Source organism: Marinobacter sp. NFXS11, assembly GCF_040148675.1.
GTDB lineage: Bacteria > Pseudomonadota > Gammaproteobacteria > Pseudomonadales > Oleiphilaceae > Marinobacter.
In genome coordinates, this window is the sequence record NZ_JAGDDV010000001.1 from 1741241 (window position 1) to 1768013 (window position 26773).

Genomic DNA, 26773 nt, shown 5'->3' on the forward strand with positions numbered 1-26773 from the left:
GGCCTGAAAAACGGCGCGCTCCCAGCAAAGGAAACTGCATGAAAATCTATGGCGATACCCAATCCGGTAACTGCTACAAGGTTCAGCTCGTTTGCCAACTGCTGAACATCGAAAATCAGTGGATTGATGTCGACATTCTGGCGGGCGACACAAAATCCGATGATTTTTTGAAAAAGAACCCGAATGGCAAGATTCCTCTGCTGGAGCTCGATAGCCGCGAGACACTGTCAGAGTCCAACGCCATCATCAACTTCCTCGCGTTCGGCTCTGATCTGTACCCGAATGACCGCCTCGCCCAGGCCCGCGTTCTGCAATGGCAATTCTTCGAGCAGTACAGCCATGAGCCGTTTATCGCCGTTGCGCGCTTTATCAACAAGTACCTGGGACTGCCGGCAGACAAAGCCGACGAGTATGCCGCCAAGCAAACCGGCGGGCACAAGGCCTTGCAGGTGATGGAGCAGCAACTGGCACAAACGCCATTTCTCACGGGTGAGAAGGTCACTACTGCAGATATCTCACTCTATGCATACACCCACGTCGCGGATGAGGGTGGTTTTGAGCTGGAAGCCTACCCTGCGATTCGCGCATGGCTGGATCGGGTTGCGGCATTGCCGAATTTCAGGCCTATGGTTTAGGAGTACTTTGTAATTTCCTGCCAATCCCCGAATGAAACCCAAAGAGTTCGAACAGGGTCAAGACAATGAGTCTGAGAACAAATTTCGAATTGATGGCCGCCTACAATCAGTGGATGAACGAAAAGATCCATGGGGCGGCAAGGGGCCTTGAACAAACCGAGTTGGCCAAGGATCGTGGCGCGTTCTTCGACTCCATTCTCGGAACGCTGAATCACATTGTTGTTGGCGACACCATTTGGCTAAAACGGTTTGCCGTGCACCCAACGTTTAGCATTGCACTGAAGGAAGTCTCAGAGCTGCCCTCACCCAACAAACTGAACGATATCCTGTTTGAGGACTTCGCCGCACTGTCGGAGCGGAGGGCCTGGCTCGACAACCATATTATTTCTTGGGTCGGCACGTTGTCGGATGACGACCTGAACGTGGTTCTCCGTTATCAAAACACGAAGGGGGTTCCAGCGAACCGTCGGTTCTCCAGTCTTCTTCAACACTTTTTCAATCATCAGACCCATCATCGCGGGCAGGTTTCTACGTTGCTCTCACAGGCCGGGGTGGATATTGGCGTGACGGATCTACTGGCTCTGATCCCAGACCAATCTAAGGAATGAACAATGAAAGGCGAGTGCCTTTGCGGCAGAGTGAAATTCAAGATTGAGGGCAATATCCCCAACCTCTACCAATGCCACTGTTCCCTCTGCCGGAAGGTGACGGGATCGTCCGCGAATGCGGCAACTTTTGTGACGCAGAAGGATTTTCTCTGGCTGTCTGGTCAGGACAAAATCTCTTCTTTCCAGAAGCCAACAGGCTATCGCAGTGATTTCTGCTCGCTATGCGGTAGCCCGGTACCGAACCAACTGAGGGGCACGGAGTTGGTTTGGGTTCCTGCAGGACTCCTGGAGGAGCCCTTTGAAGCGGCCGTGGCCGTGAACGTGCATCTTCACATGGCCTCAGCTGCCTCGTGAGAGCGTGACTCCGGGGAGTGCGTCCGCCTGGAGGCAGGGCCCGAGAGCCTTGCTGTTTTAGAGGGCGCGCTCAACCGGACCTGAGGCCCAGAAGTCCGGGGGTAAATAACTGGTAAAAGTTTTTCCTATCGAATGGCACACGAATAGGTTGACGTTGACATGAAACAAGCCGTTGCAGTGGCATTGCTCCTGTTCCTTGCGGGCTGCGTCTCCTCAGAAGTCACGGAAAACGACTCAGGGTTCGCAGAATCGCAAGGTCTGGAAGCCTTTATTGGTTGTTACAGGAACTGCAGCAATCCTTCGGACGGCTCAGCGCCCGTATGTTTGACCTCCATCATCTGGCCCGACCAGTTTACGGCTGAAACGCGCCCCCAGGCCGTTCACATTCAGAAAGGCGATGGTAAGAGTCTGGTCGCATCTGCTATATCGGATGGCGCTGTACTCAAGCAGTCCCAATTTCGGGAAGGCGAAGATTTCGAGTTCAAGGCCGGGCACATTGAGCTGAAAAGGGACTACGTTGCCTCCGGCGCTCGGGAGCCGGGGAACCCTTTCATCGGTGTGGTCACCAGTAAAACGCTGCTGGGGTTGGATGACTCTCGCCAGGGCCGCATAAGCCAGTCGACCGCCTTCGCCGGCACTGGTTTCCTGATAATACCCGTTGCCGGAAAAACGTCGATCACACAGAAGATTGAACGGGCTCCATCGCGTCTGTGCAACGTAGACTGAGCGTGAATACGATATTTAATCTTAGAAAGGACAGTCCTCTTGCCTGAACTGAAAACCATCGGCCTTTTTCTCGTTACCGCGCTGGCTGAAATCGTTGGCTGCTACCTACCCTATCTCTGGCTTCGCGAAGGAAAGAGCATCTGGCTTCTGGTGCCCGGAGCCCTGAGCCTTGCGGCATTTGCCTGGTTACTTTCCCTGCATCCCACCGCCGCCGGGCGGGTTTATGCGGCCTACGGCGGTGTGTATATCTTCATGGCCATTCTCTGGCTCTGGGCTATTGATGGTATCCGGCCAACCGCCTGGGATCTGGTGGGATCCGGCGTAGCACTGCTCGGCATGGCGATCATCATGTTTGCGCCTCGAAGTGCATAAATTTGCATCGCGTACCCGATAATCACCACAGATCTGATTAAGCCGTGACCTCCTCTGGGCGCGCTGACGTACAGTAGTCATATGATCGACGTTCCACTTACCAAAACGAAAACGCTAGCGCCTCCTCACACTATGCAACGCTTTTCATATTGGCTTTTCGCACTGCTGCTCCTGGTGACCCCGCCAAGCCACTCAGAGACGGCCGACTGGCAAACAGAGGTGTCCAGAGAGGGTGCTAACCTTGAGCGCCTTCACTCCTTGGTTGTTGTCCATGAGGGCCAGGAAGTTCTGGCATTGGATTTGAAAAGAGCCGGGCTCGACACGCCAACCAACATCAAATCTCTCTCCAAGACAGTACTCGCCGCGCTGGTGGGTATCGGCATCGAAAAAGGTGTTTTCGAGGGAACCAATCAACCGGTTATTGAAACGCTCGGTGACCGCGTACCCGCCTCCGCCAGCGAGGGCGTAGACCGGATAACTCTGGGGCACCTGCTGTCTTTGCAGGCCGGGTTGCAGCGGACATCTGGCCGTTACTATGGCCCGTGGGTGAACAGCGATAACTGGGTGCACCATGTGCTCACCCGGCCTTTTGTGGATAAGCCAGGCGGTCGCATGCTCTACTCTACCGGCAGCAGCCATCTGCTTTCAGCCGCGCTCACCGAAAGCGCCGGACGCAGCACCCTCGACCTGGCGCGGGAATGGTTAGGCGGGCCACTGAATATAACCATTCCGGTCTGGGGCCGGGACCCACAGGGGATCTATTTCGGTGGCAATAATATGGCTCTTTCGCCACGGGACCTCGCAAAAATCGGTGAGCTTTATCGCAATGAAGGCCGCCTTGGTGATCGGCGTTTGTTTTCTGAGAACTGGGTGCGCGAATCCTGGACTGAACGCGCAAGGTCGGCCTACACAGATGATCCCTATGGCTATGGCTGGTTTCAGCAGCCGCTCGCCGGCGAAATGGGGTATTACGGGCGGGGGTACGGAGGTCAGATACTTTATGTGATGCCCGCTCGTAAACTGACCGTGGTGATGACCTCCGACCCTACCCCACCCTCGCCGGGTTCAGCCTTTTTGCGCCGCCAGTTCCAGTTAATTGAGGACCACATAATTCCTGCCCTGGAAAACTGAAGCGGCCGTCACACGTATATTTCCTCAACTATACTCACTGATGGCAAACACCAAGGAGGAAATGAAATGAACAGGATCGCAATTACTCTGTTTTCAGCTCTGTTGATCGCGCCAGTAGCAGCGATTGCAGAGAGCATGATGTCTGAGGCGCCGGCCAACGCCGACGTGTATTTCGTGCAGCCAACTGACGGCGCAACGGTCGACCAGACTTTCAAAGTCGTCTTTGGTCTGCGGAACATGGGCGTGGCGCCCGCTGGCGTGGAAAAAGCAGGCACCGGGCATCACCACCTGCTGATCGATACCGATGTACCGTCAGATTTGAGCCAACCGCTTCCGGCTACCGATCACGTGAAGCACTTCGGCGGCGGGCAAACCGAGACCGAAGTTACGCTGGCGCCGGGAAAACATACACTGCAGCTTTTGCTGGGGAACTATGCGCATGTACCGCACCATCCTCCTGTGATCTCCGAGAAGATCACCGTGATGGTCAAGTAAAGGGCGTCCGGGGAGGTATTGTGCTTTCAGGCATAGCCTCCTCGGCGATACCGGTTGAAAAAGGAACACCATGTACCTGACATGTCGCAGTCTTCTCAATGCTCTGGTTGCAGCGTGCTGCTTTGCGGTCGGTCTTAGTCACGCAAAGGAACCCCCCGAGTCTTCCATCCTGTTCGAGAACGTTCGGATATTCGATGGCAAAACGACCACGCTTTCCCCGCCGTCAAATCTTCTGGTTCGCGGTAACACGATTCAAAAGATCTCAGCCGACCCTATTACACTGGAAGGCCAGGCAGGCACGGTCGTTATCAAGGGCGAAGGCCACACCCTGATGCCCGGTCTAATCGATGCCCACTGGCATGCCACCATGGCCGCCTTGCCATTGCAGGTTCTGATGACCGCGGACATCGGCTACATCAACCTGGCGGCAGGCAAGCAGGCTCAGGCTACGTTGATGCGAGGATTTACCAGTGTTCGTGATCTGAGTGGCCCCACCTTTGGTCTCAAGCGGGCCATTGATGACGGTCTGGTGGAGGGACCACGCATCTGGCCCTCAGGAGCGATGATTTCCCAAACCGGCGGGCACGGTGACTTCCGCCTACCCTACGAAGTGCCAACCGCGCGAAACGCCCCTCTTAATCGAGGAGAAGCCATCAACGGCGGTGTGATAGCAGACGGTCCGGATGAGGTCCGAAAGCGTGTTCGGGAACAACTGATGTTGGGGGCTAGTCAGATCAAGCTTGCGGCAGGGGGAGGTGTTTCCTCCTTTTACGACCCGATCGACGTCTCACAGTACACCGAAGCGGAGTTTCGAGCTGCCGTTGAGGCGGCCGAAAACTGGGGCACTTATGTCACTGTGCATGCCTACACCCCACGCGCCATAAAAACTGCCATTGCCGGCGGCGTTAAATCTATCGACCACGGCCATTTGCTGGACGAAGAAACGGTAAAGCTGATGGCGGAGAAAGGCATCTGGTTAACCCTCCAACCCTTCCTCGACAACGAATTTTCCAACCCACAGACCGGCGAAGCCCGGGTCAAACAACTTCAGGTGTACGCAGGTACCGACAATGCCTACAAACTCGCGCAAAAACACAATCTCAAGCTCGCCTGGGGCACCGATATTCTCTTCAACCCACGTATGGTGAACCGACAAGGGGCCATTCTGGCATCCATGACACGTTGGTACGAACCGGCCGAGGTGCTGCGCATGGCCACAAGCACCAACGCGGAGTTGCTCCAGCTTTCAGGCCCCCGCAACCCCTATGCCGGAAACCTCGGCGTGATCGAGGAAGGCGCTCTCGCCGATTTATTGCTTGTCGATGGGAATCCGATAGACAACATCCAGCTTATAGCCGATCCGGACAAGAATTTTGTGGTAATCATGAAGGACGGGAAAGTCTACAAAAATTCCGTCAAGCAATAACGCCATGCAAATCATCCAGGATTTCAACATTGCGGTATCGTGATAGTCTGAGCGCCTGACTAATGGAACGGATCAAGGCATAACCGATGCGAAAGAACATTCTGATTACCGGTGCCAGCACCGGTCTTGGAGAAGGCATGGCCCGCGAATGGGCGGCCAAAGGCTGTAATCTGGCGCTCTGCGCGCGGCGGGCTGACAAGCTGGAGGCTCTGCAACGGGAATTGCAGCAGGCCTATCCAAATATCCGGGTACTGGTCCGAGGCCTTGATGTCTGCGATTACGATCAGGTGTTCGAAGTGTTCCGAGGCTTCCGGGATGAGCTCGGTAGTCTTGATCGGGTGGTGGTTAACGCAGGTATTGGCAGCTCACAGCCCATCGGCCGTGGACATTTTGCCGCCAACCGTCACACCGCCGAGACCAACTTCATCGCCGCTATTGCCCAGAGTGAGGCAGCCATGGAGATCTTCCGCGAGCAGAACAGCGGTCACCTGGTTTTGATGTCGTCAGTCAGTGGTGTTCGCGGCTTCCGCGGGCCACTGAACGTATACGCTGCCACCAAGGCCGCCGTAGCCTCTCTGGCGGAAGGCCTGCAACTGGATACCAGGGGCAAGCCCATTAACGTCAGCAACATCATGCCGGGCTACATTCTCACCGATATCAACCGCGATACGAAAAATGCTCCCTTCCGGGTGGATCTGGAAACCGGCGTGAAGGCCCTGGTAAAAGCCATTGAATCCGAGAAACGCCGGGCCTACGTGCCCTGGTGGCCATGGACGCCGCTGAGTTACGTGATCAAATCCCTTCCCTTTGGGTTATTTGCCAGAGCAATGTAAGCAGCTTGGAATCATTCAGAATGATCAAATCCTTTGCCCTGGCAGCCTTAATTGCCGTTCTGCTAGGGTTCCTCGGCTTTCAATACTACATCACCTCGGTGCCGGATCTGGCAGAGCCCATTGCAGTGGAGGAAACCCGATTCATCGAGCAGGACCAATCGCTCCTGGTAACGCTAAGGGGTGGCGAGGGCCGCCAGTTCACCGTAGGCCTGCGTGGAGACATCGCCAACGAGCCGGAACAAACCGCTTTGTTCTTCATCAGCAATCCGGATCTGGTGCCCTATGTTTACTGGCCGGGTCTTCGGAGCAACGACGAGAAACGGGTACTGGAGCTGCTGGAAGACATGGTTGAGAAACAAGAGCAGGGTGAAGCGGTCAGGCAGATTTACGAGGTGCTCAAGAACCGGAACTGAAGCCGCCGGATTCTGGGCGGGCTGGAAAAATGGCTGGGAAAGCGGGTCCAAGAACTCCCCCAGCCAGCGCCACGGTTGTGGCGACTTTCTAGCGCACTTTTGAAAGGAACTTCTGGGTGAGCGGGTTTTGCGGATCGGTAATCACCTGTCGTGCTTCACCGATCTCTGCAATCACACCCTCGTGGAAGTAAGCCACCCGATCAGAGACATCCCGTGCGAACCCCATTTCGTGGGTCACACAGATCATGGTCATCCCCTCTTCTGCCAACAGGCGCAGGGTATCCAGAACCTCGCCGACCAGCTCCGGGTCGAGCGCAGAGGTCACCTCGTCAAGCAGCATGTAGTCAGGCTTCATGGCCAGAGCACGGGCAATCGCCAGGCGCTGCTGCTGGCCGCCGGACATTTTCGTGGGATAGACGTCGAACTTGTCACCCAGGCCGACGTGCTCCAACTCTTTCTTGGCAATTTCAATTGCCTCTTCCTTGCTCATTTTCTTGACGATTCTGGGCGCCAGTGCGGCGTTCTCCAGCACAGTCATATGAGGAAAGGAATTCCATTGCTGAAAGACCATGCCCAGTTTCTGGCGCAGCTTGTCCTTATTGGTCTCTTTGGCATGGACATCCACATCATCAACGAGGATCTTGCCCTTGTTGATGGGCTCAATGGCATTGATGCAATACAGGAGGGTCGACTTGCCACTGCCGGAGCCCCCGATAACGCTCACGACCTCGCCTTTCTTTACATCCAGGCTGACGCCTTTCAGTACTTCAAGATCGCCGAAGGATTTATGGACATTCTGTACGCTGATCATATTGCCATTTTCCTCTCAACATACCGGCCGTAATGGGACAGCGGGTACGAAATAATGAAGTAAAAGATACCAACACCGATCAGGATCTCGAGCGGTTGCTGGGTTCTTGAAATCAGTTGCTCCGACGTGCGCAGCAATTCCATGTAACCGATGACCGAGACCAGGGCCGAGTCCTTGATTACACTGAGTGCAACACCCAGCCACGAGGGGAACACAGCACGCAAACCAATCGGTAACCGAATGTGGTAGATGGTTTGCCATTTGGTCATACCCAGTGAGCGCGCTGCCGTCTGCATTGAGGGACTGACGCTCTCAAAGCCACTGCGGAATACCTCGCTCATGAAGGCCATGGTATACAGCGAAAGCACAATGGAGCCCGCAACAAACGGCGCCAATGGATTCCCCATCGCACCGACAAAGGTGGAGAACAGAATAAGCTGGATGATCAGGGGAACACTTCTCAGCACGTCGAGCACGCTACCGAAAAGGACGTTTACGGCCTTGTTGCTCTCGGCACGGAGAAAGCCGACGATCAATCCCAGAATAGTGCCCACCACGATGGCGAGAACAGAGATGATGATGGTATTCCAGACGCCGGTCAGGATTAGACCGCTATCGCTCCAGGACAGGGGTGTGAATAAAGAATTCATCAGATTTCCCCCTTGAAGAGTCTACGAGCAAGCAGTGATGACCCAAACAACACGAGCTTGGTGATGATGAAGTACATCACAGCCGCCACAATGAAGAACTCCAGCGTTCGGAACGACAGTGACTGCAAACGCTGAGTCGTGCCAGAAAGCTCGCTCATGCCCACGAGGATGCCCAGAGAGCTCATCAGGATGGACCAGACAAACTGGTTGGTCATCGGGTGGTAGATGCGTCTCAGCATCTGCGGAAGGATGATGTATCGATACGTCTGGATACTGGTCATGCCCAGCGACTTGGAAGCGCTGTACTGGGTGCTCGGGATCGACTGGAAACCACCCCGGAACGTCTCCGTCAGGTAGCCCGCGTTGATGAAGACCAGTGCGCTCAGTACCGCCACGTAGGGGCTGAGGTGGATACCAAATGCTCCAAGGCCAAAATAGGCCATGTAGATCTGGAACAGAGCCGGCGTATTCCGGGCGATTTCGACCCAGACCGTAGCAACCTGGCTGAAGAACCTCGTGTTATTCATTTTGGCGATCGCCAACAGTATTGCGATCACAACGCCCAGAAGCATCGCCAGAACGGACACGTGCAGGGTAACGAAGGCACCGTTCAGCAGCTGGGGCATGTTCTGGAACACAACGTTCCAGTGAAATTCGTAGTCCATACCTTGGCCATTTTATGAATGGTAGGAAACTCGACCAGAGCCCGGTAAGAGGGGCCTTGATCAGAATTTTAGGTCAGGACACCCGAGGGTGAGTGCCCGACCCGGGAACCAATGCAATGACGGCCGCCTGTTTGGCGGCCGTCGGTTCGGCGCTTACTTGTTGTCCCGGAGGGACTGAATCAGATCGGCCGGCGCATCGGTACCGAAGTGCTTGTTGTAAGCTTCGTTCATGTTGCCGTCGCGAATCTGGCGTACCAGGAACAGGTTCAGGTAGTTGATCCAGGCAACCTCATCACGCTTGGCAATGATGCCTACAACGTCATCGTAGTTGGGAACGTAGGGGCCCGCTTCAAAGTCTTCGAACTCTTCGCTACGCAGTTTGGTCGCGATGTTGGTGTTGGTAGAGATGATTGCGTCGACCTTGCCCTGGTAAAGACCCAGGTACGCATCGTTCTCGGATTTGAAGGAGGTGTAGTTGTCCTTGCCCCAGCCCTGCTGCTCGGCATAGGCGAGGTATTCGGTTTCGTAGGTGGTGCCGAGTGCCGCGCCGACTTTCAGGTTCTTCAGGTCGTCGAAGGATTCAATGTTCTTGTCCTCGTTGGCGATAACCTGGAATTTGAACACGAAGTACGGGTAGGTGAAGCCAACGGTCTTGGCGCGCTCCAGTGTATCGGAGGTAGAACCGATAACCACATCAGTCTTGCCGGAAACCAGGGAGGGAATCCGCTCGCCCCAGGTCAGGTTGAGAACGTTGACGTCTACGCCCAGAGCCTCGCCCAGGTCGTTACAGTAATCGACGTCGAAGCCAGCCGCCTCGTTGTTCTCGTCAAAATATCCCATTGGTGGAAAATCAAGAACCACGCCACAGTTCAAAGTGCCACGTTGAATCACGGTGTCCAGCTGATCGGCTGTCGCGCTTACGGAGGTTACCGCAGCACAAGCGAATACAAGCGGTGCTAGTTTGCGAATCATAGTTATTCTCTCTTTTTCTTTCGTGGGCGAAAAGTGTGTGTCCATCATGCCTACACAATACGAGTTATGTGCAAAAAGCATACGTAAAAATACTACCGTAGATTATTTAGTGAAAATTTTTGAAATTCGCCATTTGGTAGGCAATTTTCCTTAATTTCCTCAATATAACCGGAATTTTTGAGCCTGCAACTCGTGATGACGGCCAAATAACGAACAAACGGTCATTTTTCATGTTCTTAGGTCTATGATTTAAATGATGTTTACACCTCCTTAATGAAAAAGACGAATTTATTACTATAGCAGGCCTTTTTAACTGTCTCTGAGCAACACCGCGGGATTTAACCGCATTGCCCTGAGCGTGGGCAGGAGTCCACCCAGCAGAGCCAGCGAGCTGACACCTCCGGCAATCAGCGCCCCAACCCACCATAAATCGCCGGCCGGCAGCTTCAAGGCGAGGTCAGCCACAGGTAGAGCAATTAGCGCACCAAGCGCCGTTGCGAAAACCGTTGCCAGGAAGGTCAGCAAACCGGTTTCCAGCAGCATGGATTGGCGGATCGCTCCGTGACGGGCGCCCAGGCAGTGCAACAGGTTGGCCTCGTAGAGCTGCCGCCTGCGGCTGACACTGACCACGCTGGAAAGCACAAGCAGGCTGGCGAGAAGACTGACCGATGCCACAGCCGCCAGGCCCGCGGCGGCCTTGTTCAGCAGGTCACCGGCGGTTTCCAGCCATTCAGCGGTGCGCAGCGTGATTACATTGGGGATATTCTGTGCCAGCCATTGCTGGGATTTCCTGGCCGCCTCATCGCTTTGGTAGACCGCACCAACGTGCAGGCTGATCAAGTCGTCCAGTGCGCCTTGCTGCAATATGCCCTCGAACCAGAATCGGGTCTGCAGCCCTTTTTGCCGGTAAATTGCACGGATTTCGACGTCGATGCTCTTATCCTGTGCAGTGAAGGTGAGCTGGTCGCCTACCCCCAATCCAAGCTGGTAGGCCTCCCGATCCTCCATCGCCATGTACGCGGGCTCCCCCTCGGGGGCCGGCGATTCCCACCAGTTGCCTTCTACCAGTTCCAGTGCTTCGGGATTTCCCGAGAGATAACTCAGTTTGTATTCATCCCCCATGGCTTCGCGCCGAGCTTCAGCATCATCAGCAAGAACTCTGGCAATTGGCCGCTGATTGATGGTGTCCAGGCGGGATCGGACCATCGGAAGCAGTTCAACGCGGCTGGAAGCGTCCAACGCTTCCAGGCCGTTTTGCAGCGGTTCCATCTGGTCCGGGAACACTTCATAGAGAATCAGGGCCGGCGACTGTTCCGGTATGGTGGTTTCCAGCGCCCTCAGGAGGGTGGTAACCATCAACGTGCAGGCCACCACAAGAGTCAACGCGGTTCCCAGTGACAGCAGGGTTGCCCGGAGCGGCGAATCCGGCCGATGCAGATTGGCCAGGGCCAACCGTCGGGCAAACCTGCGGTCAGCAAAACCGCCGTTTTCCAGAGCCTTGGCACCGCGGCGCAACCCCTTGATCAAACCTTCCAGAAGGCCCCAGAGCAGCATAACCGCCAGCAGGAACAGAAAGCCCAGATGAGGCGATGGGAGCCAGAACAGAGTAGCGCCGATGAAGACGGCCAGCAGCAGATAGCTGGCAATCCGCCAGCTGCGAGGCTCGTTGGGAGCCGCCTCAACCTGTCCCCGGAAAAGCCCTGCCGGCGCAGCAGCCAGGGCTCGAGCGAGTGCCGGCAGTGCAAACACGTAAGCAGTAAGAACAGCGAACAGCCAGCTCAGCAGCAAGGGAACCAACCACAAGGACAACCAGCCACCGGCCCCATCGGGCCCCGCCAAAGCAAATGCATCGCCCGCCAGGCTGATCGCCAGGGCAGAAAGCCCCAGCCCGACGCCTCCGCCAATAAGCCCCGCGAGGCTGCCCAATACACCAATCTGCAGGAGGTATATGCCGGCAAGCGGCTTGCGACGCAGGCCAAGTGTTTGCAGAGTGGCAATCGTGCCCAGCTTTTCATCGAGGTAGGCGTGGATGCTGTTGGCAACGCCGAGGCCACCGATGAACAATGTAGTGAAAGCGATAAGGATGAGTGCTGTGGCAATCTGGTCCAGACGCTCGGAAATCCGTTCGCTGCGCTCGGCAAACGTAGTGATTTCCCATCGCGCATCCGGGAATGCCTGCTCGAATTCCTCAAGCCAGGTTTCGAGATTCTGTTCGGTTTGTACCCGGTACTCGTAATCCACGCGGCTGCCCGGGCGAATCAATCCGGTTGCCTCCACGGCCTGCTCAGAAATCATGATCGGCAGACCTCGCCAATTGGCGTTCAGGCTCCGATCCGGTTGCTTCTCGATAAGGCCGCTGATTCGAAAGGTGGCGGCGCCAATCTCAATCTGGTCACCCACCGACTGGCCCAGGCGTTCTGCCAGCAAAGGATCGATGATAGCGCCCCACTGCCCTCCTCGCTGGTCTGTAAGCGCAACCAGGGGTTCATCCGGCGTTAGCTTTAGCTCGCCGTAGAGGGGATAGAGAGCATCCGGAACCAGTATCTCGGCCCGGAAGAAGCCGTCGCCGCCGCTTCCACTGACGATGGTATCGAATTCCCGAACCAGTGAAATCTTGCCGGTGGCGCGAATCCATTCGAGCGCATCATCGGGCAGCGGCTCACTGGTATCCAGCTCCACATCGCCACCGAGCAGCGCGCGGGTATCTGCCAGCAAGCTTTGCTCGATCACCCGGTAGAGGCTGGCTGTGGCCGCCACGAGGGTAACGCCAAGAATCAGGCAGGCCAGAAAAATCTTCAATGCAGAGATACGTGACCGCAGATCGGTAATCGCGAATCGGAGCATCCAGAGCGGGTTTGCGGAGCGTTCAGGAGGCATAGAGCCGCCCACCGTCCATCCGGACCCTGTGCTGACAACGCTCGGCAACACGCTCGTCGTGGGTCACCAGTACCAGCGTGGATTTGCTGTCCTTGTGCAAGTCGAACAGCAGGGAGAGCACTTTCTCACCGGCTTCGTGGTCCAGATTGCCTGTGGGCTCATCCCCCAACAACAGGCTTGGCTGGTGAACCAGAGCCCGAGCGATCGCTACCCGTTGCTGCTCGCCGCCAGAAAGCTGCCCCGGGTAGTGCTGCAGCCGATGGCTGAGACCAACTGCCTCCAACATGGCGAGAGCTCGTTCCCGCGGCCTGGCCTCGCCGGCAATCTCAAGCGGCAGACTGACGTTTCCCAGGGCCGTGAGGCCAGGCAGCAGGTGAAAGGACTGGAAAATAATGCCAAGGTGCTCACTTCGCCAGTCGGCCAGAGCATTGGCGTCCATGTCGCCCAGACGTTGATCGCCGACCAGAATTTCACCACTGGTCGGTCGCTGCAGGCCGGAAAGCAACAAAAGCAGGGACGTTTTCCCGCTGCCAGAGGGGCCTGTGATTGCCAGTGTTTCTCCCGGGGGCACCATGAGGGAGGCATTTTTGAGTACGGCGACCTTGCCGGACTCTGTGGGGTACTCGAGAAAAATGTCGGTCATTTCAACACTGGTGGACACTGGCGCTCCTCTGGTTTGATGAATTTCCTGCTCTGTTGCGTACTGGTAAATGATCGGCATCCGCATAAAGTTTAGAGTACGAACCCTTTTTAAGAGTGGCGCACTCACGTTTTTTGGCGCCTCCACGGAAAAACAGGAGTCCTGACCATGAACGGACCACTCGATGGCATCCGCATTATCGATCTGACAGCCATGATTTCCGGGCCTCTCGCAACCATGATACTGGCGGATCAGGGTGCCGAGGTTATCAAGATCGAGAATCCGGCGGGTGGCGACTTTACGCGCTCAGCAGCCAATCGGCAGGGCGATATGTCGGCGCTGTACCTCAACAACAACCGCAACAAGAAATCAGTGGCACTGAACCTGAAAGAAAAGGCGGGACGGGACGCGCTTCTTCGCCTGGTAGCGTCTGCCGATGTCTTTGTGCAGAACTTCCGGCCGGGCGTCATTGAGCGGATGGGGCTCGGCGAGGAGCAGCTGCGCAAAGTGGCCCCGGATCTCGTGATGGTATCAATCAGTGGCTTCGGTGATACCGGCCCCTATTCCCAGCGACCGGTATACGACCCGCTGATTCAGGGCCTCTCCGGATTGGCCACCGTGCAGGCGGGCGCCGATGAACTGCGTCCGCAACTGGTGAGGACCATCCTGCCCGACAAACTCACCGGTGTAACCGCATCCCAGGCGATTACCGCAGCTCTGTTTGCCCGGGAACGCACCGGGGAAAGCCAGCATGTCCGGCTGTCCATGCTGGACGCGATCATCGCGTTTCTCTGGAGCTCTGACATGGGCAGCCAGACCTTTGTTCACAGTGAGGTGCCACAGCAGGAGGCTGCGAGCCTTCAGGATCTCATCTATGAGACCACAACCGGTTACATCACCATTGCGGTTCAGAGCGATCGAGAGTGGCAAGCCCTTATTCGTGCCGTGGACTGCCCGGAGTGGGCGGAGGATCCAAGGTTCCAGACTGCCCGGCTGCGCCAGGAAAATATTGATGCGAGGCTGGAGCTGATCCAGTCGGTTATCAAAACCGATACGGCCGAACACTGGCTGGCAAGGCTTGAAGCTGAACAAGTCCCCTGTGCCCCGGTGTTGACCCGCACTCAGGTACTCGACCATGCCCAGGTACTGGCCAACGATTTGCTCTCCCACTACGACCACCCCCAGGCCGGCCGACTCCGCCAGGCCAGGGCGCCGTCGCGATTCTCGGCCGCACCAGAGCAGCACTGGCAGGGAGCTCCGCGGCTTGGCGAGCAAACCGGCGAACTGCTGGCAGAGTGCGGGTATTCCGCCGAAGAAATCCAGGCGATGTGTGATTCTGGCATCGCAGCCGTGCCTGCCAAATAACATTCTGACGTCGCAAATCCACTGCAGCCGGACGATCAAATGCCCGTACCCGTAGTTCACCATCCAGACTACAGCTTCCCATTCCCGGCAAAGCACCGATTTCCCATGGAAAAATTCGGGCTCCTTGCCGATTACGCCCGCTCGAGAGGGCTTCTCACTCAAGCCAATAGCTTTCGCCCTGCCCCATGCCGGCAGGCGTGGCTGACCCGTACCCACTGCCCGGATTACCTCGCCCGTTTCGCCGGCGATCAACTCTCGGCGCGGGAGAAACGGCAGATGAATCTGCCCTGGAGCAAGGGCCTGGTCCGACGCACTTTCCTGGCTCCTTCAGGCACGGTTCTGACAGCGCAGTTGGCCCTCCAGCATGGCATTGCCTGTCACCTGGCCGGTGGTACCCATCACGCCCATTACGATTACGCTGCCGGCTTCTGCATCCTCAACGATCTGGCGATCGCCGCCAATGTGCTGTTGCAACAGGAGGGCATTGAACGTGTGCTTATCTTCGATGTGGATGTGCATCAGGGTGACGGTACTGCTGCATTGTTGGCGAACGAGCCGAATGCCTTTACCTGCTCGATTCACTGTGAGCGCAACTACCCGTTCGAGAAAAAGATGAGCGATCTCGATGTCGCCCTACCGGATGGCCTCGACGACGGGGCCTATCTTGAAGTTGTCAGCGAAACGCTGAACAAAGCACTTGCGTTATCCCGGCCGGATATCGTGCTCTATGACGCGGGCGTGGATGTATTCAGGAATGATCCCCTGGGCCGGCTGAAAATTTCCGAACAGGGAATTTTTGAGCGGGACTTTCAGGTGCTCAGTGAATTGAAACGTCGGGACATTCCAGTAGCGACGGTGATTGGCGGCGGCTACGATGATGACCGGGTGAAACTGGCCAAGCGGCACGGGATTGTTGTGGAAGCCGCCAGCCGGGTGTTTTCAACCAACTAACAGTGTCGCTCGTGTTCAAAGCGGGCTCAGTCCTCATCACTGAAAGCAGACCGATGGAACTCCGCTGCCTCCTCGGCCTCCGGTACACCGATTTCATGCACTTCCGGCACCTCCCCTCCGGCCAGCACTTCGAGCACGGCGTGCACCCCCTTGGACAGCGAACTCAGGCTGTAGCCACCTTCCAGAACCAGCGCTAACCGTCCCTCACAGTGTTTGTCGGCAATCGCCTGAACAATACCTGTGATTACTTTGAAGCCATCGTAGGTGAGGTTCAGGGCCATGTCGTTTCGATGCGGATCAAAGCCGGCAGAGACGAGTACCAGATCCGGCTTGAAGTAATCCGCCGCCGGCATCAGGATCTCCCGGAACACTTTCTCAAAGGCAACGTCGCCAGCCGTTTCCGGCAGTGGCACGTTGATAGTGTAGCCCTCCCCGAGCCCATCACCGACCTCCTCCAGGTGACCGGAACCGGGATAGAACGGCGCCGCGCAGTGGGTATCGAAAAACAGGACATCGGGGTCTGCCCAGAAAATGTCCTGGGTACCGTTGCCATGATGGGCATCCCAGTCGATGATCAGAATCTTCTCACAGTCGAGTTTGGCCTGGGCATGGGCCGCAGCAATGGCTACATTGTTGAGCAGGCAGAATCCCCGTGCCCGAACCGGTTCGGCATGATGGCCGGGCGGGCGGATCAGGGCAAACGCGCTGTCACACTCCCCTTTTACAACGCTTTCAACGGCGGCAATGGCGTTGCCGGCCGCAGCCGTGGCGGCTTTGATGCTGTCGGGTGACACCGCCGTAGTGTCTTTATCAAGCCACGCCCGTTTACCGTCCAGTGAGAAGATGTGGTCAAGGTAGGAGGTGGTGTGTACCCGTGCCAGCTGATCGTAGGTTGCGGCAACCGCACCCGATTTGAATTGAGTACCTGCCACAGGGTTTTCATCCAGATACGTCTTGATGGCGCTGATCCGCCCCGGGTGTTCCGGGTAGCTCCATTTGAAGTCCAGCCCCTGAAGAATGGATCGCACCCGCTTTTCCACCCGGCTGGGCATGAACGGAAGGTCCACCTCGGGGTTATGCCCGAGCATGATCTCATCGTAAAACACATTCACACTGCGATCGCCGATCATGGCCTGTTTCCTTTTCTTATCCTTATGATTCCGCCAGCGCCTGCTTAACCATCGAGGTGAATGCCGCCGCGCGAACCCCGGTCGGTTTGAAACCCAGCTTGGTCCAGGCAGCCTTGGCTTCCTTGTTCGAAGCAGAGTATTCGAGGATCAGCTCCGAGGCGTGATGCTCCTCCGCAAAAGTCACAAGATCCCGCAACAGTGCCTTCAGGATACCAAGCCCCCGGAAGTCCGGCTCTACCCAGATATCATCAATAACGCCAGACTTGAATTCTGCCGCTTCCGACTGCTCCCAGATGCCCTGGCTTCTCCAGATATACACATAACCCATGCCCACGAGCCCGGCGCTTTTGCTTTCGGCCACAACGAGTCGTCTGTTGGGATCGTCCAGGGCAGAGTGCAGGGTTCGCAGAAGCCGTTTGCACTCGCTTTCCTTCAAGTCATGGGGAGGCGCACCCGAAACATGCAGGGCCAGTTTGGCGAGGAAGCCCACCATCTCGGGCAGATCCTCTTCCCGGGCCTCCCTGATCACAAATCCACGCTTCGCTTGATTTACCGCCACTTGCAACTCCCGTTCGACCTTCGCCAAAAGCATGCCAGCCCAATCCCGGAATGATCTGCATTTTCGGGGCGTATACATTTGCGCTACTCTCCAAAGCGTAGTCGCTGGTTGATCGAGCTACAAAAGCGGCAACCCCTACACGGTTCTTTTACTCATTCCTGCCCGGGGTAAGTTTCGATGAGAAAACTCCTGTTGATTCTGGGGATTTCGGTGATCCTTGCATTGTTGTCGACGGTCACATCCCGGCCCATGCTGATTGAAGAGCGGCTGATCCAGATTCAGGCGGAAGATACTCTCCGGGAATTCCCCGGGATAGAGACAGAGCCACTGGAAGTGCAGGCAGCTTTGCTGGATATGGCAGACGACGAACTGCTGCTACTGAAGGCCCGGGCAGCGTATTTGCGATACCCGGCAATGACACGCGAGGTATTTCCCCTATATGGTCCCGAACCGGAATTCCGGGAAGTTCTTCGGCTCTATGGCGAAAACATTCTTCCGCCGATTCACTATTTCCTGAGCAAACCTGTTGGCTCTATCGAGCTGATGAACGATCTGGCGAGCAGATATCAGGCGGCTCTTGAGTTCTTTACCGGAGGCGAAGAAACCGATAACAGTGCCGGCGGCCAACAAAATACCTCCCGAAAGGAAAAGCTGACTCCGGAAGAGCGCGGGTGGTACGCCGTGCGCTTTATTCAGGAAGAAGGGCACGATTTCCTGGGCCAGTTCGTATCAAACGAGCAGGGCGACGTCATCTGGGTTCGAACCGAACGGGTGCTGGAGAACATCAACCAGTTTTTCGCAAGTGGTATACGCAATCTTGAGATTCAGCACCGCACCGGTGACGACGTGACCGCCGCTGATATCGGCTGGGCGTCGGTGGATGTTCTGGTTTTTGCCAGTGCATTGAAGGTACTTCGGGTAGGACGGGCTGTCGCTGTTTCATCCAGAGGCGCTGCCAGGGGTACCCGGTCCGCAGCACTGGCCGCTCGCCTCACGACTAGCGGGCGCATGCTGATGACGACCGCCCGCTACGCGAAACGGCCCGCCGTGATTGGCGTGGGGTATCTGGTGGTCACACACCCCGGTATCATCAATGACGTCCTGGCAGAGGTAGCGGAGGTAATGGGCTACCCGGTAAAGCTGGTGCAGTTTCTCGGGTGGATGCTGATACTACTGCCGGTGTTGTACATCGGCAGTTGGGTATTCCGGTTGATTGTGCGCCCTGCCCTCGGGTTGCTCGGAACCCTGATTATTGGCCTGTCGCACATTGGCCGGAAAAAATCACTTAACACACTGGACTGATTCAGAGACCGCTATGTCCTTTTCCCGCATCTACGAACAGGCCGTTCTTCAGAAAGGCGGCGAGAGCGAGGTTCGCGCACGGCTGCCGAGAGTGGCGGCACCCGGCGAGCTTGAGGCTTTTGGTGACGATCGATACCTTTCGGAAATCACCCGGTGCATCTTCAAGGCCGGTTTCGTCTGGCGGGTGATCGAAAACAAATGGCCGAAGTTCGAAGAGGCGTTCGAAGGCTTTGTACCGCTTTACTGGCAGCAGGTTTCTCCCGAAGTGCTTGAGCGTTTGGCGAGCGACGAACGGATCGTCAGGAACGCTCAGAAAATTCAGACCGTTCCCGAAAATGCGCGGATGATTGTCGATGCCTCCCGGGAACACGGCAGCTTTGGCAAGTTCCTCGCCGATTGGCCCTGCAGTGACCAGGCCGGCCTGCTGATGTGGCTTAAACGCAACGGAGCGAGGCTCGGTGGCAACAGCGCCCAGTACTTTTTGCGGCGAGTGGGTTGGGACGGCTTTATCCTTTCACGGGATGTTATTGCCGCGCTGCATAGAGAAGAGGTTTTGGATGCCTCACCCACCAGCAAGAAAGGGCTGATGCAGGCGCAGGAAGCGTTTAATCTCTGGCATGAGGAGAGTGGCCTGCCCTACAGCCACCTCTCGAGAATCATCTCGTTTACTATCGACTGATCTTGTCACGCGATTTCACTACCTCTTGTTTATTTAATGATAATTGTTATCATTCGCCTCCGCATTAACAACGAAGGCGCATTTTTGTATGAAAGTCATCCGCTCCCGACGCTGCAGCTCTGCAGCACTGGTTTCACTCCTCGGCGCAAGCTCTATGGCCATGGCGCAATCGCAAACCGACGACGCGACCACACTCGAAGCTCTCGAAGTGGTTTCTGATGCGATTACCGCTCCGGACTATATGCCTCTGGAAAAAACGCCGGCCGTTGGAAAACTGAACGTTCCGGTTGAAGAGCAACCCTATTCAGTCTCAATCGTCGATCGCAGTTTCATCGAAGATTCCGGCGCCAAGAACATTCAGGACGCCCTGCTCTACACCCCCGGGGTTAACGCGGGCAACTTCGGTTTTGACACCCGAATCGATTCCGCAAAAGTGCGTGGAGTAGACGCCGGCCGCTACCTGGATGGCTTGCGTCAGATCTACGGTTCCTACAACACTGTTCGCACCAATGTGTACGCGCTCGAGAGCATCGAAGTGCTCAAGGGCCCCTCCTCCATGCTTTATGGCCAGAGCGATCTGGGCGGCATCATCAATGGGGTATCCAAACTCCCGGAAGAGGAACAGGGCGGCGAGATCTGGGCTCAATACGGCACCTTTAATCGCAAGCAACTGGCCGTGGATGTAACCGGCCCCGTCAACGAGAGCGGTGATTTGTTGTACCGTCTGATCGCACTGGGACGCGACAGCGACACACAGGTGGATTATGTGGAAGACGATGGCTACGTGCTCTCCCCTTCACTGACCTGGCGCGCCACCGATGATACAAGCATCACCCTGCTTCTGAACCGTCAGGAGAATAAAGGTCAGGTGTCTGCCCAGTTCCTGCCACAGGCCGGCACCCTGGAACCGGGTTCTCAGGGTTTCATCGGATCCGAGCGGTTTGTTGGCGAACCGGGTTGGGATCGTTACGACCGGGAGAAGACCGAGGCTACCCTGTTTGTCGATCATCAGCTGAATTCCAACTGGGCGGTTTCCGCTACGGCCCGTTATACCAATTCCAGCGCAGAAACTCGTGAGCATTGGATCACTATTCCAAGCGTTCCTGACGCCAACGGTGAGGTATCACGAACCATTTACACGGCAGACACTGAAACCCGCATCTTCAACTTGGACGCTCGTCTCGAGGGCGATGTTGATCTGGGCATGACCCGCCACCGTCTTATTATCGGAGCCGACCGCCAGGATGCCCTCTGGGAACAGGACAACTACTTCTACGGCTATGGTCTGGGCGGAACATTCGATGTTTACGACCCACAATACGGCAACCTGAATGACAGCATCATCAACCCATCAGACCGGCCAGACAACGAGATTGAGCAGATTGGCCTCTACGTTGCCGATCACATTGAAATCGGCCCTGTTGTCGTTTCCGCGGGCCTTCGCCACGACTGGGCCGAGAACCGCAGCCTGGCCGTCTCCGGATCAGACACCGTCAGTGATGAAGAAGCCACTACCGGTCGCGCGGGTCTGATGTACCGGTTTGAAAACGGAATTTCTCCGTACATCAGCTACGCTGAAGCCTTCAGCATGAACCTCGGTACCGACGGCACTCCTGAGGCTAATACCCTGAAACCGACAACCGGCGACCAGCAGGAAGCCGGCGTGAAGTATGTTTCCCCGGACCAGTCCCTCGGCATAAGCGCCGCGTATTTCGATATTACCCAGGAGAACCGCGTCAGTGATGGCAATACGCCAGGAGGTGTCGAGCAGACCGGCGCCGTGATCGACGGCTGGGAACTGCAGGTGAACAAACGCTGGCAGCGTTTCGAAACCCAGTTGACGTACACCGACATCAGTGCCAAAGACGATGGCACCGGCAACCGTCTTCCCTATGTGGCCGAGCGTCAGGCTTCCTGGTGGAACCAGCTCTATATCGCCAGCAACTGGCGGGTCGGTGCCGGGGTTCGATATGTGGGCGACAACGTTGGTTCTGGCGGCGGGCCCGTCGTGCCTTCCGTTGCCCTTTACGACGCCATGATTGGCTACACCTGGCAAAACTGGGACTTCACCGTCGATGCCAAGAACCTGGCCGATGAAGAGTACATCACCTGGTGTCGCTCCGAGGGCGCAGACTGTGGCTATGGCGAGCGGCGCACAGTAACAGCCAACGCAAAATATCGTTTCTAAACGACCAACTCCAAAAAGCTGACCGCAGCAAAAAGGTTTAATCTGCAGCGGTCAGCTTTTCTTTTTCTTCTTCTTTTTTGCCTTCTCGTACAACTCTCTCAACGCGGTAGGATTCTTCCCCTTACCAGAACCGTGAGATTCGAGAATGCGACTCCAGATCGCCTGCTTCTGTTCCGGTGACAGCTGTTTCCACTCTTTCTTCTCTTGACGGGTTCGGCCGCAGGCTTTGCAGATGGCCTTCTTGTTGAACTCGCAGACGTCGATGCAGGGTTTCTTGGTGACGGGTTCCATGGATCCTGGTTCCCCCTCCTTCTTTGAGAAGTGGCTCTTCTTAACACTGTAGACATCGACCCCTGGATACAAGGCGTGGCACCAGTGGAAAACCGAGACAAGCTCCTAGTAGGGAATAAACGCTTCCTCATCACCCACGACTTTGGCAAACCGCCCGGCCCTCCAGTCATCTTTGGCCGTGTCTATTCTGGCTTTGGTGGAAGAAACAAAGTTCCACTCAATAAACCGCTTACCAAGGGGCTCACCACCGATCACAGCGATACGCGTTTCTTCAGTAGCAGCGACGTCAACGCCGGAGCCTCGGGAAAAAACCGTCATGCTATGGGCAGGCAGTTCGGAGCCGTGAGCTCGCAACGCCCCACTGGCGACATAGACGGCCCGTTCGGCCGCCTCCGGCAACTCCAGGGTCTGACCGGCTTTCAGGGTCGCCTCAAGATACAGCGTGTCGCTGAATTGGCGCACCGGTGAGCTTACGCCATAGGCACTGCCGATCATGACCCGGACCGGGACACCGTTAATGTCGATAGCCGGTATCTGATCGCCCGGATAATGATGAAAGCCGGGGTCGGTTTCTTCATGGGATTCCGGCAAGGCGAGCCAGAGCTGGAGCCCATGCAGACGATGATCCTTGGCCGTCATTTCAGGACGCTCCCGCTCGGAATGGGCGATGCCACTACCGGCCACCATCAGGTTGATATCTCCCGGTCGGATGGGCTGGTAGCTACCCACCGAATCCCGGTGCAATATTTCGCCTTCAAACAGGTAGGTTACGGTGGCAATGCCAATATGCGGATGCGGCAATACGTTGATGCCCTCGCCGGCCGGAAATGCCGCCGGCCCCATCTCATCAAAGAAAATCCAGGGGCCGACCATTTTCCGTTTTGCCGTTGGCAACAGGCGGCGCACAGAAAAGCCACCCAGATCCGCAACCCGGGGGCTCAAAATGACTTCAATGGCGCTGCACGGCGCATCGGCCGAATCACAGCTCTGTTCGACAGAATTCATCAGATTGCTCATGCATCGCTCCCGTTTTTCTCTGAACCTGCTACCGGTGCTTCCTGCAGCCAATATAGAAGCCAGAATACTTCTGCGGGCATCGATATCCGCCCTGGCCATTCCCCGGCCGCTATAGTTACCGTAAGAAATTCAAGCAATCGCAACAGTCTGGGGCCTTGAGTGTTTCCATCACTGACTACCGGGATCATCGCTTTTGCCATCGCATCCGTCGTTATTGTGACAGCCGGCAGCCGGCTTGCTCAGGTAGCGGATGAGCTGGCCGATCGAACGGGCCTTGGAGAGGCGTTGTTCGGGATCTTTCTGCTGGCTGGAGTAACGTCACTACCGGACTTCGCCGCCACCCTCAGCGCTGCGCTCGATTCAAGGCCGGACCTGGCCATGAGCAATGTCATGGGCAGCATGGCTGCGAACCTGGTATTTCTGGGCATTGCCGACATCATGTACCGGAAAGCCAACCTGGAGCACGCGGCTGCATCTTCAACCAACCTGATGCTGGCTGCGTTGTTGATCGTTTTGCTCGCTTTGCCACTCCTGGCGATTGCCAGTCCACCGGTTTCCGTGTGGGGCATCCATCCAATCACTCCCGTGATTACCGCAGCGTACCTGTTCGGCCTGCATCTGGTTCGCACAACCGACAGCAAACCCATGTGGTTTCCCCGACTGACCCGCCAAACCGTTCCCGACAAGCCTGGCCATTATCTTCACGGTGGCCTTGTCCAGGCCTGGGTCAGCTTTATTATTCTGGCCGCAATTACAGGCGTCGCCGGCTGGGTATTGATGGAAGGTGCCAAGGTGATCAGCGATGAAACAGGCCTGTCGGATACACTGATCGGCGGTCTCTTCACCGCCATCGCTACGTCTTCGCCGGAGTTGGTCACCACCCTTGCGGCCATCCGCAGAAACGCGCTGACATTGGCAGTGAGCAATATATTCGGCACCAACTGTTTTAACATGCTGGTGATTGCTTCAGCCGATGTGGGCTACCCTGGCGGTTCCATATATCACGACATTACCCCGATACAGATGACCTGGGGCCTGGTGAGCATTCTGATGACGGCCACACTGCTTATGGGCATGGTCCGACGCCAGCGCTACGGAATCGGAAAGATCGGATTTGAAAGCGCGCTGATGCTGACGGTTTACGCGGTGGCGCTATCCATCGTTATGGCAAGCGGATGACAGCTTTTACATCTGCTTGAAGAGATGGGCATTGCTGCGACTGACCGGCAGTCTTCTGCCAATGCCATCCATAAACACCTCATAGTGTCCTTCTTCATCTCGTTCCACCCTGGAAATACGGCCAACCTGAACTATGATCGCCCGATGAATACGCCAAAACTGATCACCATCGAGGGTTTCCGTTAATTCTTTGATGGTTTTGCGAATGAGGAACTCCCCGTTCTCGGTCACCACTGTTGTGTACTTGTCCTCGGCGATAAAGCAACAGACGTCGTCCAACCGTATAACATGAACCTGCTGGCCGCGGGTGGCGTTAATCCAGCGAAGTTCGCTGGAGCCTGCAACCGGCATTAGGCGTTTCAGCTGCGCAGCATCCAGCTCATACTTCACTGTTCTTTCATCACGCTTTCTCAGTCTTTCAATGCACTGATACAAGCGGTCCCCGTGCACGGGTTTAAGCAGATAGTCCACCGCTTCATGTTCAAATGCCTCCAAGGCATGTTGATCGTAGGCTGTAACAAATACGAGGTTCCCGGAAAATCCCATATCACGCAGGACACCCGCTGTCTCAACGCCGCTCATACCGGGCATCTTGATGTCCAAAAACACGGTATGCACATCAACTTCATTGATTCGTTCGACCGCTTCCACGCCCGACCCCACACAGATCACCTGCTCTGCTTCATCCCAGAGATCCGTGAGCAGTTTCTGAAGGTGAAATCTGAGTAAGGGTTCATCATCAACAACCATAACGTTCATGGCGAGTCCCCGGAATTAATCGGCCACCGAACCGTAGCAACGCAACCGGTTACTGAGCCCTTTTCATCAGTATGGTTGGCCAGTATCAGCGATGCATTCTTTCCATAGAGCAGCGACAAACGCTGATGAATGTTGTCAACGGCGATTCCATGCCCGACGCCATTGTTCTTACGAGAATCCTTTCGCAATCCCAGCCCCGTATCACGGATGGTAACGCAGCACCGCTCAGGTCCAACATCTACCAGCACCCGGATATGACCGCCTTCAAGTTTAGGTTCAATGCCATGGATAACCGAATTTTCAACAAGCGGCTGCAGCGTAAATGGCGGGCAGCTCACTCCAGCGATGTCATCCTGAACGACAACTTCAAAGGTCAATCTGTCTCCCATTCTAGTGCGCTGTATCGAAAGGTAAGCTTTCACAAACTCCAACTCTTCAGACAGAGGAATGAGCTGACGCTCAGCCTTGGTCATGGAACCTCTGAGCAACCCTGTAAGGTCATCCAGAACTGTTTTCGCCGTCTCCGGTCGCACGTCAATGAGTACACGTATATTGGCGAGTGTGTTGAATAGGAAGTGCGGCTCAATTCTTGATTGCAACACCTGATAGTTGGATTCCGCCAGCTGCTTTTCCTGCTCAAGCGTCCGCATTCGTTGAGCCTGTAGTTCTCTGCGTTTACGGGTCAAACGATGTGAGTTGTAGAAAACGTAGGTCACCAACAAACTGAACAGGATCTTGAGTATAAGATCCGAAGCAGGCGCCTCCCGCACTTCTTCGAAGGAGCCATAAAGCTGATAAAACAAGTGGACGATTCCAATAACGACTCCCACCAGGTAGCCAATGACCGTGGCCACCAATATGGAAGTCCGGTTTTCAAGATAATGAACACTGACCCGTATCGCACACAGGCAAGACACCCCGAATACTAGAGCAACCTGCAGTGTCAGCCAGAACTCGCCCGCGTCCGTTAGCCAGATTACCATCGAAATTGCGTAGCAGATTGCAAGCGTCTGAAAGGTATCTCGGAGCAGGTCATGGCGCTGCCAGAGACGTTGAATCTCAGTAATCATGATGTCTGCCCTGCTCCATTAAAAGCCAGATGCATACCCGTGGCCACGAACCAGAGAATGCCGCCAAGCCCGAATACCGCACCGCAGAACCCTGCCAGTTGCGGCAGTGCAGTAGCCGTGCCGGCAAAACCGACCAACAGTGCGCTCCACTGAATAGCCTCTGGCAACGACTGTTTCTGCCGTGAGGCAAAAAAAACCAGAATCAGCCATACGCCACCTACGAGTTCGTTCCCGCCTCCTAGACCGTTGACGACTATATGGAGCGACACAAAGACCCCCGGCGCGAGTTCCGGATGGGCTTGTGCAAGAGTGATCACCATATTATGCCCTACGGTCGCCACCAGCCCCGCTGAAATCACGAGACCTGCCCACAGGTACGCCACGAGCGATGCAGCTTGGCTCAGGGTTGTTCTCGGCAACAACGCCGACAATCCGAACTGCATGTTGAGCAGCGCAAAGCCGAACACGAGGTAAATAACAAAATACCATGTATACAGAAAACCGCTGTGCTCCTGCAGGTAAATGAGCTGGGAAGTGATGTCTGCCGATAGATTCCCGAACTGAACTTCCGTCAAGAGCGCGAGGTAAAAGACCATCCCGAACAGAAACGTTAATCCGGCAAGGATACCGGCAAGCCCTCCCGTTCGTTCGCGAGAAGAGAAACACAGCTTCATG

At 56.0% G+C, this 26773-nt stretch carries 29 protein-coding genes; 16 read left to right on the top strand and 13 right to left on the bottom strand.

Going from position 1 to position 26773, the window contains the following annotated elements:
- The first annotated feature begins 38 nt into the window (after positions 1-38).
- The 10 genes from J3362_RS08140 to J3362_RS08185 all read left to right on the top strand — a co-directional run bounded on the left by J3362_RS08140 (position 39) and on the right by J3362_RS08185 (position 6993).
- A complete protein-coding gene (locus tag J3362_RS08140) occupies positions 39-635 on the top strand; it encodes a glutathione S-transferase family protein (RefSeq protein WP_349519066.1) in 597 nt (198 codons plus the stop codon).
- Positions 636-700: 65 nt separating this feature from the next.
- The gene (locus J3362_RS08145; RefSeq protein WP_349519067.1) at positions 701-1243 is read left to right on the top strand and encodes a DinB family protein; all 543 of its coding nucleotides are present in this window, start codon (positions 701-703) and stop codon (positions 1241-1243) included.
- A 3-nt stretch (positions 1244-1246) separates the two neighbouring features.
- Positions 1247-1597, top strand: coding sequence for a GFA family protein (locus tag J3362_RS08150; protein ID WP_349519068.1), 351 nt, complete (start codon positions 1247-1249; stop codon positions 1595-1597).
- 159 nt (positions 1598-1756) lie between these two features.
- A complete protein-coding gene (locus J3362_RS08155; protein WP_349519069.1) occupies positions 1757-2323 on the top strand; it encodes a hypothetical protein in 567 nt (188 codons plus the stop codon).
- A gap of 39 nt (positions 2324-2362) precedes the next feature.
- A complete protein-coding gene (locus tag J3362_RS08160) occupies positions 2363-2695 on the top strand; it encodes a YnfA family protein (RefSeq protein ID WP_349519070.1) in 333 nt (110 codons plus the stop codon).
- A 132-nt stretch (positions 2696-2827) separates the two neighbouring features.
- Positions 2828-3826: a serine hydrolase domain-containing protein gene (locus tag J3362_RS08165; RefSeq protein ID WP_349519071.1), complete on the top strand. Its 999-nt coding sequence runs from the start codon at positions 2828-2830 to the stop codon at positions 3824-3826.
- Positions 3827-3901: 75 nt separating this feature from the next.
- On the top strand, positions 3902-4321 hold the full coding sequence (locus J3362_RS08170) for a DUF4399 domain-containing protein (protein ID WP_502882425.1): 420 nt from the start codon (positions 3902-3904) through the stop codon (positions 4319-4321).
- 70 nt (positions 4322-4391) lie between these two features.
- The gene (locus J3362_RS08175) at positions 4392-5747 is read left to right on the top strand and encodes a metal-dependent hydrolase family protein (RefSeq protein ID WP_349519073.1); all 1356 of its coding nucleotides are present in this window, start codon (positions 4392-4394) and stop codon (positions 5745-5747) included.
- Between the two features lie 86 nt (positions 5748-5833).
- On the top strand, positions 5834-6580 hold the full coding sequence (locus tag J3362_RS08180; protein ID WP_349519074.1) for an SDR family oxidoreductase: 747 nt from the start codon (positions 5834-5836) through the stop codon (positions 6578-6580).
- Between the two features lie 20 nt (positions 6581-6600).
- Positions 6601-6993, top strand: coding sequence for a hypothetical protein (locus J3362_RS08185; protein WP_349519075.1), 393 nt, complete (start codon positions 6601-6603; stop codon positions 6991-6993).
- A gap of 88 nt (positions 6994-7081) precedes the next feature.
- On the opposite strand, the gene J3362_RS08190 is transcribed toward J3362_RS08185, so the two are convergent.
- The 6 genes from J3362_RS08190 to J3362_RS08215 form a co-directional block, all read right to left on the bottom strand.
- Positions 7082-7804, bottom strand: coding sequence for an amino acid ABC transporter ATP-binding protein (locus J3362_RS08190; protein WP_014576841.1), 723 nt, complete (start codon positions 7802-7804; stop codon positions 7082-7084).
- Entirely contained in the window at positions 7801-8454 is a 654-nt protein-coding gene (locus tag J3362_RS08195) for an amino acid ABC transporter permease (protein WP_349519076.1), read from the bottom strand. Before J3362_RS08195 ends, J3362_RS08190 begins: the two co-directional genes overlap by 4 nt.
- Positions 8454-9119: an amino acid ABC transporter permease gene (locus tag J3362_RS08200; protein ID WP_349519077.1), complete on the bottom strand. Its 666-nt coding sequence runs from the start codon at positions 9117-9119 to the stop codon at positions 8454-8456. Before J3362_RS08200 ends, J3362_RS08195 begins: the two co-directional genes overlap by 1 nt.
- Positions 9120-9272: 153 nt before the next feature.
- Positions 9273-10091: a transporter substrate-binding domain-containing protein gene (locus J3362_RS08205; protein ID WP_349519078.1), complete on the bottom strand. Its 819-nt coding sequence runs from the start codon at positions 10089-10091 to the stop codon at positions 9273-9275.
- 309 nt (positions 10092-10400) lie between these two features.
- Complete coding sequence (locus J3362_RS08210; protein WP_349519079.1) at positions 10401-12968, bottom strand: ABC transporter permease; 2568 nt, start codon at positions 12966-12968, stop codon at positions 10401-10403.
- Positions 12958-13611, bottom strand: a complete 654-nt coding sequence (locus J3362_RS08215; RefSeq protein ID WP_349519268.1) for an ABC transporter ATP-binding protein — start codon at positions 13609-13611, stop codon at positions 12958-12960. Before J3362_RS08215 ends, J3362_RS08210 begins: the two co-directional genes overlap by 11 nt.
- A 165-nt stretch (positions 13612-13776) precedes the next feature.
- Here J3362_RS08215 and J3362_RS08220 point away from each other — a divergent pair, with 165 nt between their 5' ends.
- Together J3362_RS08220 and J3362_RS08225 are read left to right on the top strand one after the other, a co-directional pair.
- The gene (locus tag J3362_RS08220; RefSeq protein ID WP_349519080.1) at positions 13777-14973 is read left to right on the top strand and encodes a CaiB/BaiF CoA transferase family protein; all 1197 of its coding nucleotides are present in this window, start codon (positions 13777-13779) and stop codon (positions 14971-14973) included.
- Positions 14974-15012: 39 nt separating this feature from the next.
- Positions 15013-15924, top strand: coding sequence for a histone deacetylase family protein (locus J3362_RS08225; protein WP_349519081.1), 912 nt, complete (start codon positions 15013-15015; stop codon positions 15922-15924).
- 26 nt (positions 15925-15950) lie between these two features.
- Here J3362_RS08225 and J3362_RS08230 read toward each other — a convergent pair whose 3' ends face one another.
- Both J3362_RS08230 and J3362_RS08235 read right to left on the bottom strand, forming a co-directional pair.
- Positions 15951-17054 (bottom strand): histone deacetylase family protein, encoded by a 1104-nt coding sequence (locus J3362_RS08230; protein ID WP_349519082.1) that lies wholly within the window; start codon positions 17052-17054, stop codon positions 15951-15953.
- Positions 17055-17076: 22 nt separating this feature from the next.
- Positions 17077-17613, bottom strand: coding sequence for a GNAT family N-acetyltransferase (locus J3362_RS08235; RefSeq protein ID WP_349519083.1), 537 nt, complete (start codon positions 17611-17613; stop codon positions 17077-17079).
- Between the two features lie 177 nt (positions 17614-17790).
- Between J3362_RS08235 and J3362_RS08240 the strand changes: the two genes are divergently transcribed.
- From J3362_RS08240 to J3362_RS08250, 3 genes are all read left to right on the top strand, one after another.
- Positions 17791-18915, top strand: coding sequence for a hypothetical protein (locus tag J3362_RS08240; protein WP_349519084.1), 1125 nt, complete (start codon positions 17791-17793; stop codon positions 18913-18915).
- Positions 18916-18928: 13 nt separating this feature from the next.
- Positions 18929-19594, top strand: coding sequence for a DNA-3-methyladenine glycosylase I (locus J3362_RS08245; RefSeq protein WP_349519085.1), 666 nt, complete (start codon positions 18929-18931; stop codon positions 19592-19594).
- 88 nt (positions 19595-19682) lie between these two features.
- Positions 19683-21782, top strand: coding sequence for a TonB-dependent siderophore receptor (locus J3362_RS08250; protein WP_349519086.1), 2100 nt, complete (start codon positions 19683-19685; stop codon positions 21780-21782).
- Between the two features lie 51 nt (positions 21783-21833).
- Here J3362_RS08250 and J3362_RS08255 read toward each other — a convergent pair whose 3' ends face one another.
- Both J3362_RS08255 and J3362_RS08260 read right to left on the bottom strand, forming a co-directional pair.
- Positions 21834-22073, bottom strand: a complete 240-nt coding sequence (locus J3362_RS08255) for a DUF1289 domain-containing protein (protein ID WP_349519087.1) — start codon at positions 22071-22073, stop codon at positions 21834-21836.
- Between the two features lie 105 nt (positions 22074-22178).
- A complete protein-coding gene (locus tag J3362_RS08260; RefSeq protein WP_349519088.1) occupies positions 22179-23090 on the bottom strand; it encodes a pirin family protein in 912 nt (303 codons plus the stop codon).
- A gap of 159 nt (positions 23091-23249) precedes the next feature.
- Here J3362_RS08260 and J3362_RS08265 point away from each other — a divergent pair, with 159 nt between their 5' ends.
- Positions 23250-24269, top strand: coding sequence for a sodium:calcium antiporter (locus J3362_RS08265; RefSeq protein WP_349519089.1), 1020 nt, complete (start codon positions 23250-23252; stop codon positions 24267-24269).
- Between the two features lie 6 nt (positions 24270-24275).
- On the opposite strand, the gene J3362_RS08270 is transcribed toward J3362_RS08265, so the two are convergent.
- Genes J3362_RS08270 through J3362_RS08280 form a run of 3 tightly spaced genes read right to left on the bottom strand, consistent with a single transcriptional unit; the run spans position 24276 to position 26772 of the window.
- Positions 24276-25028: a LytR/AlgR family response regulator transcription factor gene (locus J3362_RS08270; protein ID WP_064226838.1), complete on the bottom strand. Its 753-nt coding sequence runs from the start codon at positions 25026-25028 to the stop codon at positions 24276-24278.
- A complete protein-coding gene (locus J3362_RS08275; RefSeq protein WP_349519090.1) occupies positions 25025-26098 on the bottom strand; it encodes a sensor histidine kinase in 1074 nt (357 codons plus the stop codon). Before J3362_RS08275 ends, J3362_RS08270 begins: the two co-directional genes overlap by 4 nt.
- A complete protein-coding gene (locus tag J3362_RS08280; RefSeq protein ID WP_349519091.1) occupies positions 26095-26772 on the bottom strand; it encodes a hypothetical protein in 678 nt (225 codons plus the stop codon). Before J3362_RS08280 ends, J3362_RS08275 begins: the two co-directional genes overlap by 4 nt.
- Position 26773: the final 1 nt, after the last annotated feature.

What these genes read in the sequence shown, in the direction of transcription:
- J3362_RS08280 (WP_349519091.1), bottom strand. Translation starts at nt 26,772, where the DNA reads ATGAAGCTGTGTTTCTCTTCTCGCGAACGAACGGGAGGGCTTGCCGGT.
- J3362_RS08200 (WP_349519077.1), bottom strand. Translation starts at nt 9,119, where the DNA reads ATGGACTACGAATTTCACTGGAACGTTGTGTTCCAGAACATGCCCCAG.
- J3362_RS08165 (WP_349519071.1), top strand. Translation starts at nt 2,828, where the DNA reads ATGCAACGCTTTTCATATTGGCTTTTCGCACTGCTGCTCCTGGTGACC.
- J3362_RS08250 (WP_349519086.1), top strand. Translation starts at nt 19,683, where the DNA reads ATGAAAGTCATCCGCTCCCGACGCTGCAGCTCTGCAGCACTGGTTTCA.
- J3362_RS08185 (WP_349519075.1), top strand. Translation starts at nt 6,601, where the DNA reads ATGATCAAATCCTTTGCCCTGGCAGCCTTAATTGCCGTTCTGCTAGGG.
- J3362_RS08220 (WP_349519080.1), top strand. Translation starts at nt 13,777, where the DNA reads ATGAACGGACCACTCGATGGCATCCGCATTATCGATCTGACAGCCATG.
- J3362_RS08175 (WP_349519073.1), top strand. Translation starts at nt 4,392, where the DNA reads ATGTACCTGACATGTCGCAGTCTTCTCAATGCTCTGGTTGCAGCGTGC.
- J3362_RS08255 (WP_349519087.1), bottom strand. Translation starts at nt 22,073, where the DNA reads ATGGAACCCGTCACCAAGAAACCCTGCATCGACGTCTGCGAGTTCAAC.
- J3362_RS08225 (WP_349519081.1), top strand. Translation starts at nt 15,013, where the DNA reads ATGCCCGTACCCGTAGTTCACCATCCAGACTACAGCTTCCCATTCCCG.
- J3362_RS08205 (WP_349519078.1), bottom strand. Translation starts at nt 10,091, where the DNA reads ATGATTCGCAAACTAGCACCGCTTGTATTCGCTTGTGCTGCGGTAACC.
- J3362_RS08275 (WP_349519090.1), bottom strand. Translation starts at nt 26,098, where the DNA reads ATGATTACTGAGATTCAACGTCTCTGGCAGCGCCATGACCTGCTCCGA.
- J3362_RS08270 (WP_064226838.1), bottom strand. Translation starts at nt 25,028, where the DNA reads ATGAACGTTATGGTTGTTGATGATGAACCCTTACTCAGATTTCACCTT.
- J3362_RS08215 (WP_349519268.1), bottom strand. Translation starts at nt 13,611, where the DNA reads ATGACCGACATTTTTCTCGAGTACCCCACAGAGTCCGGCAAGGTCGCC.
- J3362_RS08180 (WP_349519074.1), top strand. Translation starts at nt 5,834, where the DNA reads ATGCGAAAGAACATTCTGATTACCGGTGCCAGCACCGGTCTTGGAGAA.
- J3362_RS08210 (WP_349519079.1), bottom strand. Translation starts at nt 12,968, where the DNA reads ATGCCTCCTGAACGCTCCGCAAACCCGCTCTGGATGCTCCGATTCGCG.
- J3362_RS08230 (WP_349519082.1), bottom strand. Translation starts at nt 17,054, where the DNA reads ATGATCGGCGATCGCAGTGTGAATGTGTTTTACGATGAGATCATGCTC.
- J3362_RS08190 (WP_014576841.1), bottom strand. Translation starts at nt 7,804, where the DNA reads ATGATCAGCGTACAGAATGTCCATAAATCCTTCGGCGATCTTGAAGTA.
- J3362_RS08155 (WP_349519069.1), top strand. Translation starts at nt 1,757, where the DNA reads ATGAAACAAGCCGTTGCAGTGGCATTGCTCCTGTTCCTTGCGGGCTGC.
- J3362_RS08260 (WP_349519088.1), bottom strand. Translation starts at nt 23,090, where the DNA reads ATGAGCAATCTGATGAATTCTGTCGAACAGAGCTGTGATTCGGCCGAT.
- J3362_RS08240 (WP_349519084.1), top strand. Translation starts at nt 17,791, where the DNA reads ATGAGAAAACTCCTGTTGATTCTGGGGATTTCGGTGATCCTTGCATTG.
- J3362_RS08245 (WP_349519085.1), top strand. Translation starts at nt 18,929, where the DNA reads ATGTCCTTTTCCCGCATCTACGAACAGGCCGTTCTTCAGAAAGGCGGC.
- J3362_RS08195 (WP_349519076.1), bottom strand. Translation starts at nt 8,454, where the DNA reads ATGAATTCTTTATTCACACCCCTGTCCTGGAGCGATAGCGGTCTAATC.
- J3362_RS08140 (WP_349519066.1), top strand. Translation starts at nt 39, where the DNA reads ATGAAAATCTATGGCGATACCCAATCCGGTAACTGCTACAAGGTTCAG.
- J3362_RS08150 (WP_349519068.1), top strand. Translation starts at nt 1,247, where the DNA reads ATGAAAGGCGAGTGCCTTTGCGGCAGAGTGAAATTCAAGATTGAGGGC.
- J3362_RS08145 (WP_349519067.1), top strand. Translation starts at nt 701, where the DNA reads ATGAGTCTGAGAACAAATTTCGAATTGATGGCCGCCTACAATCAGTGG.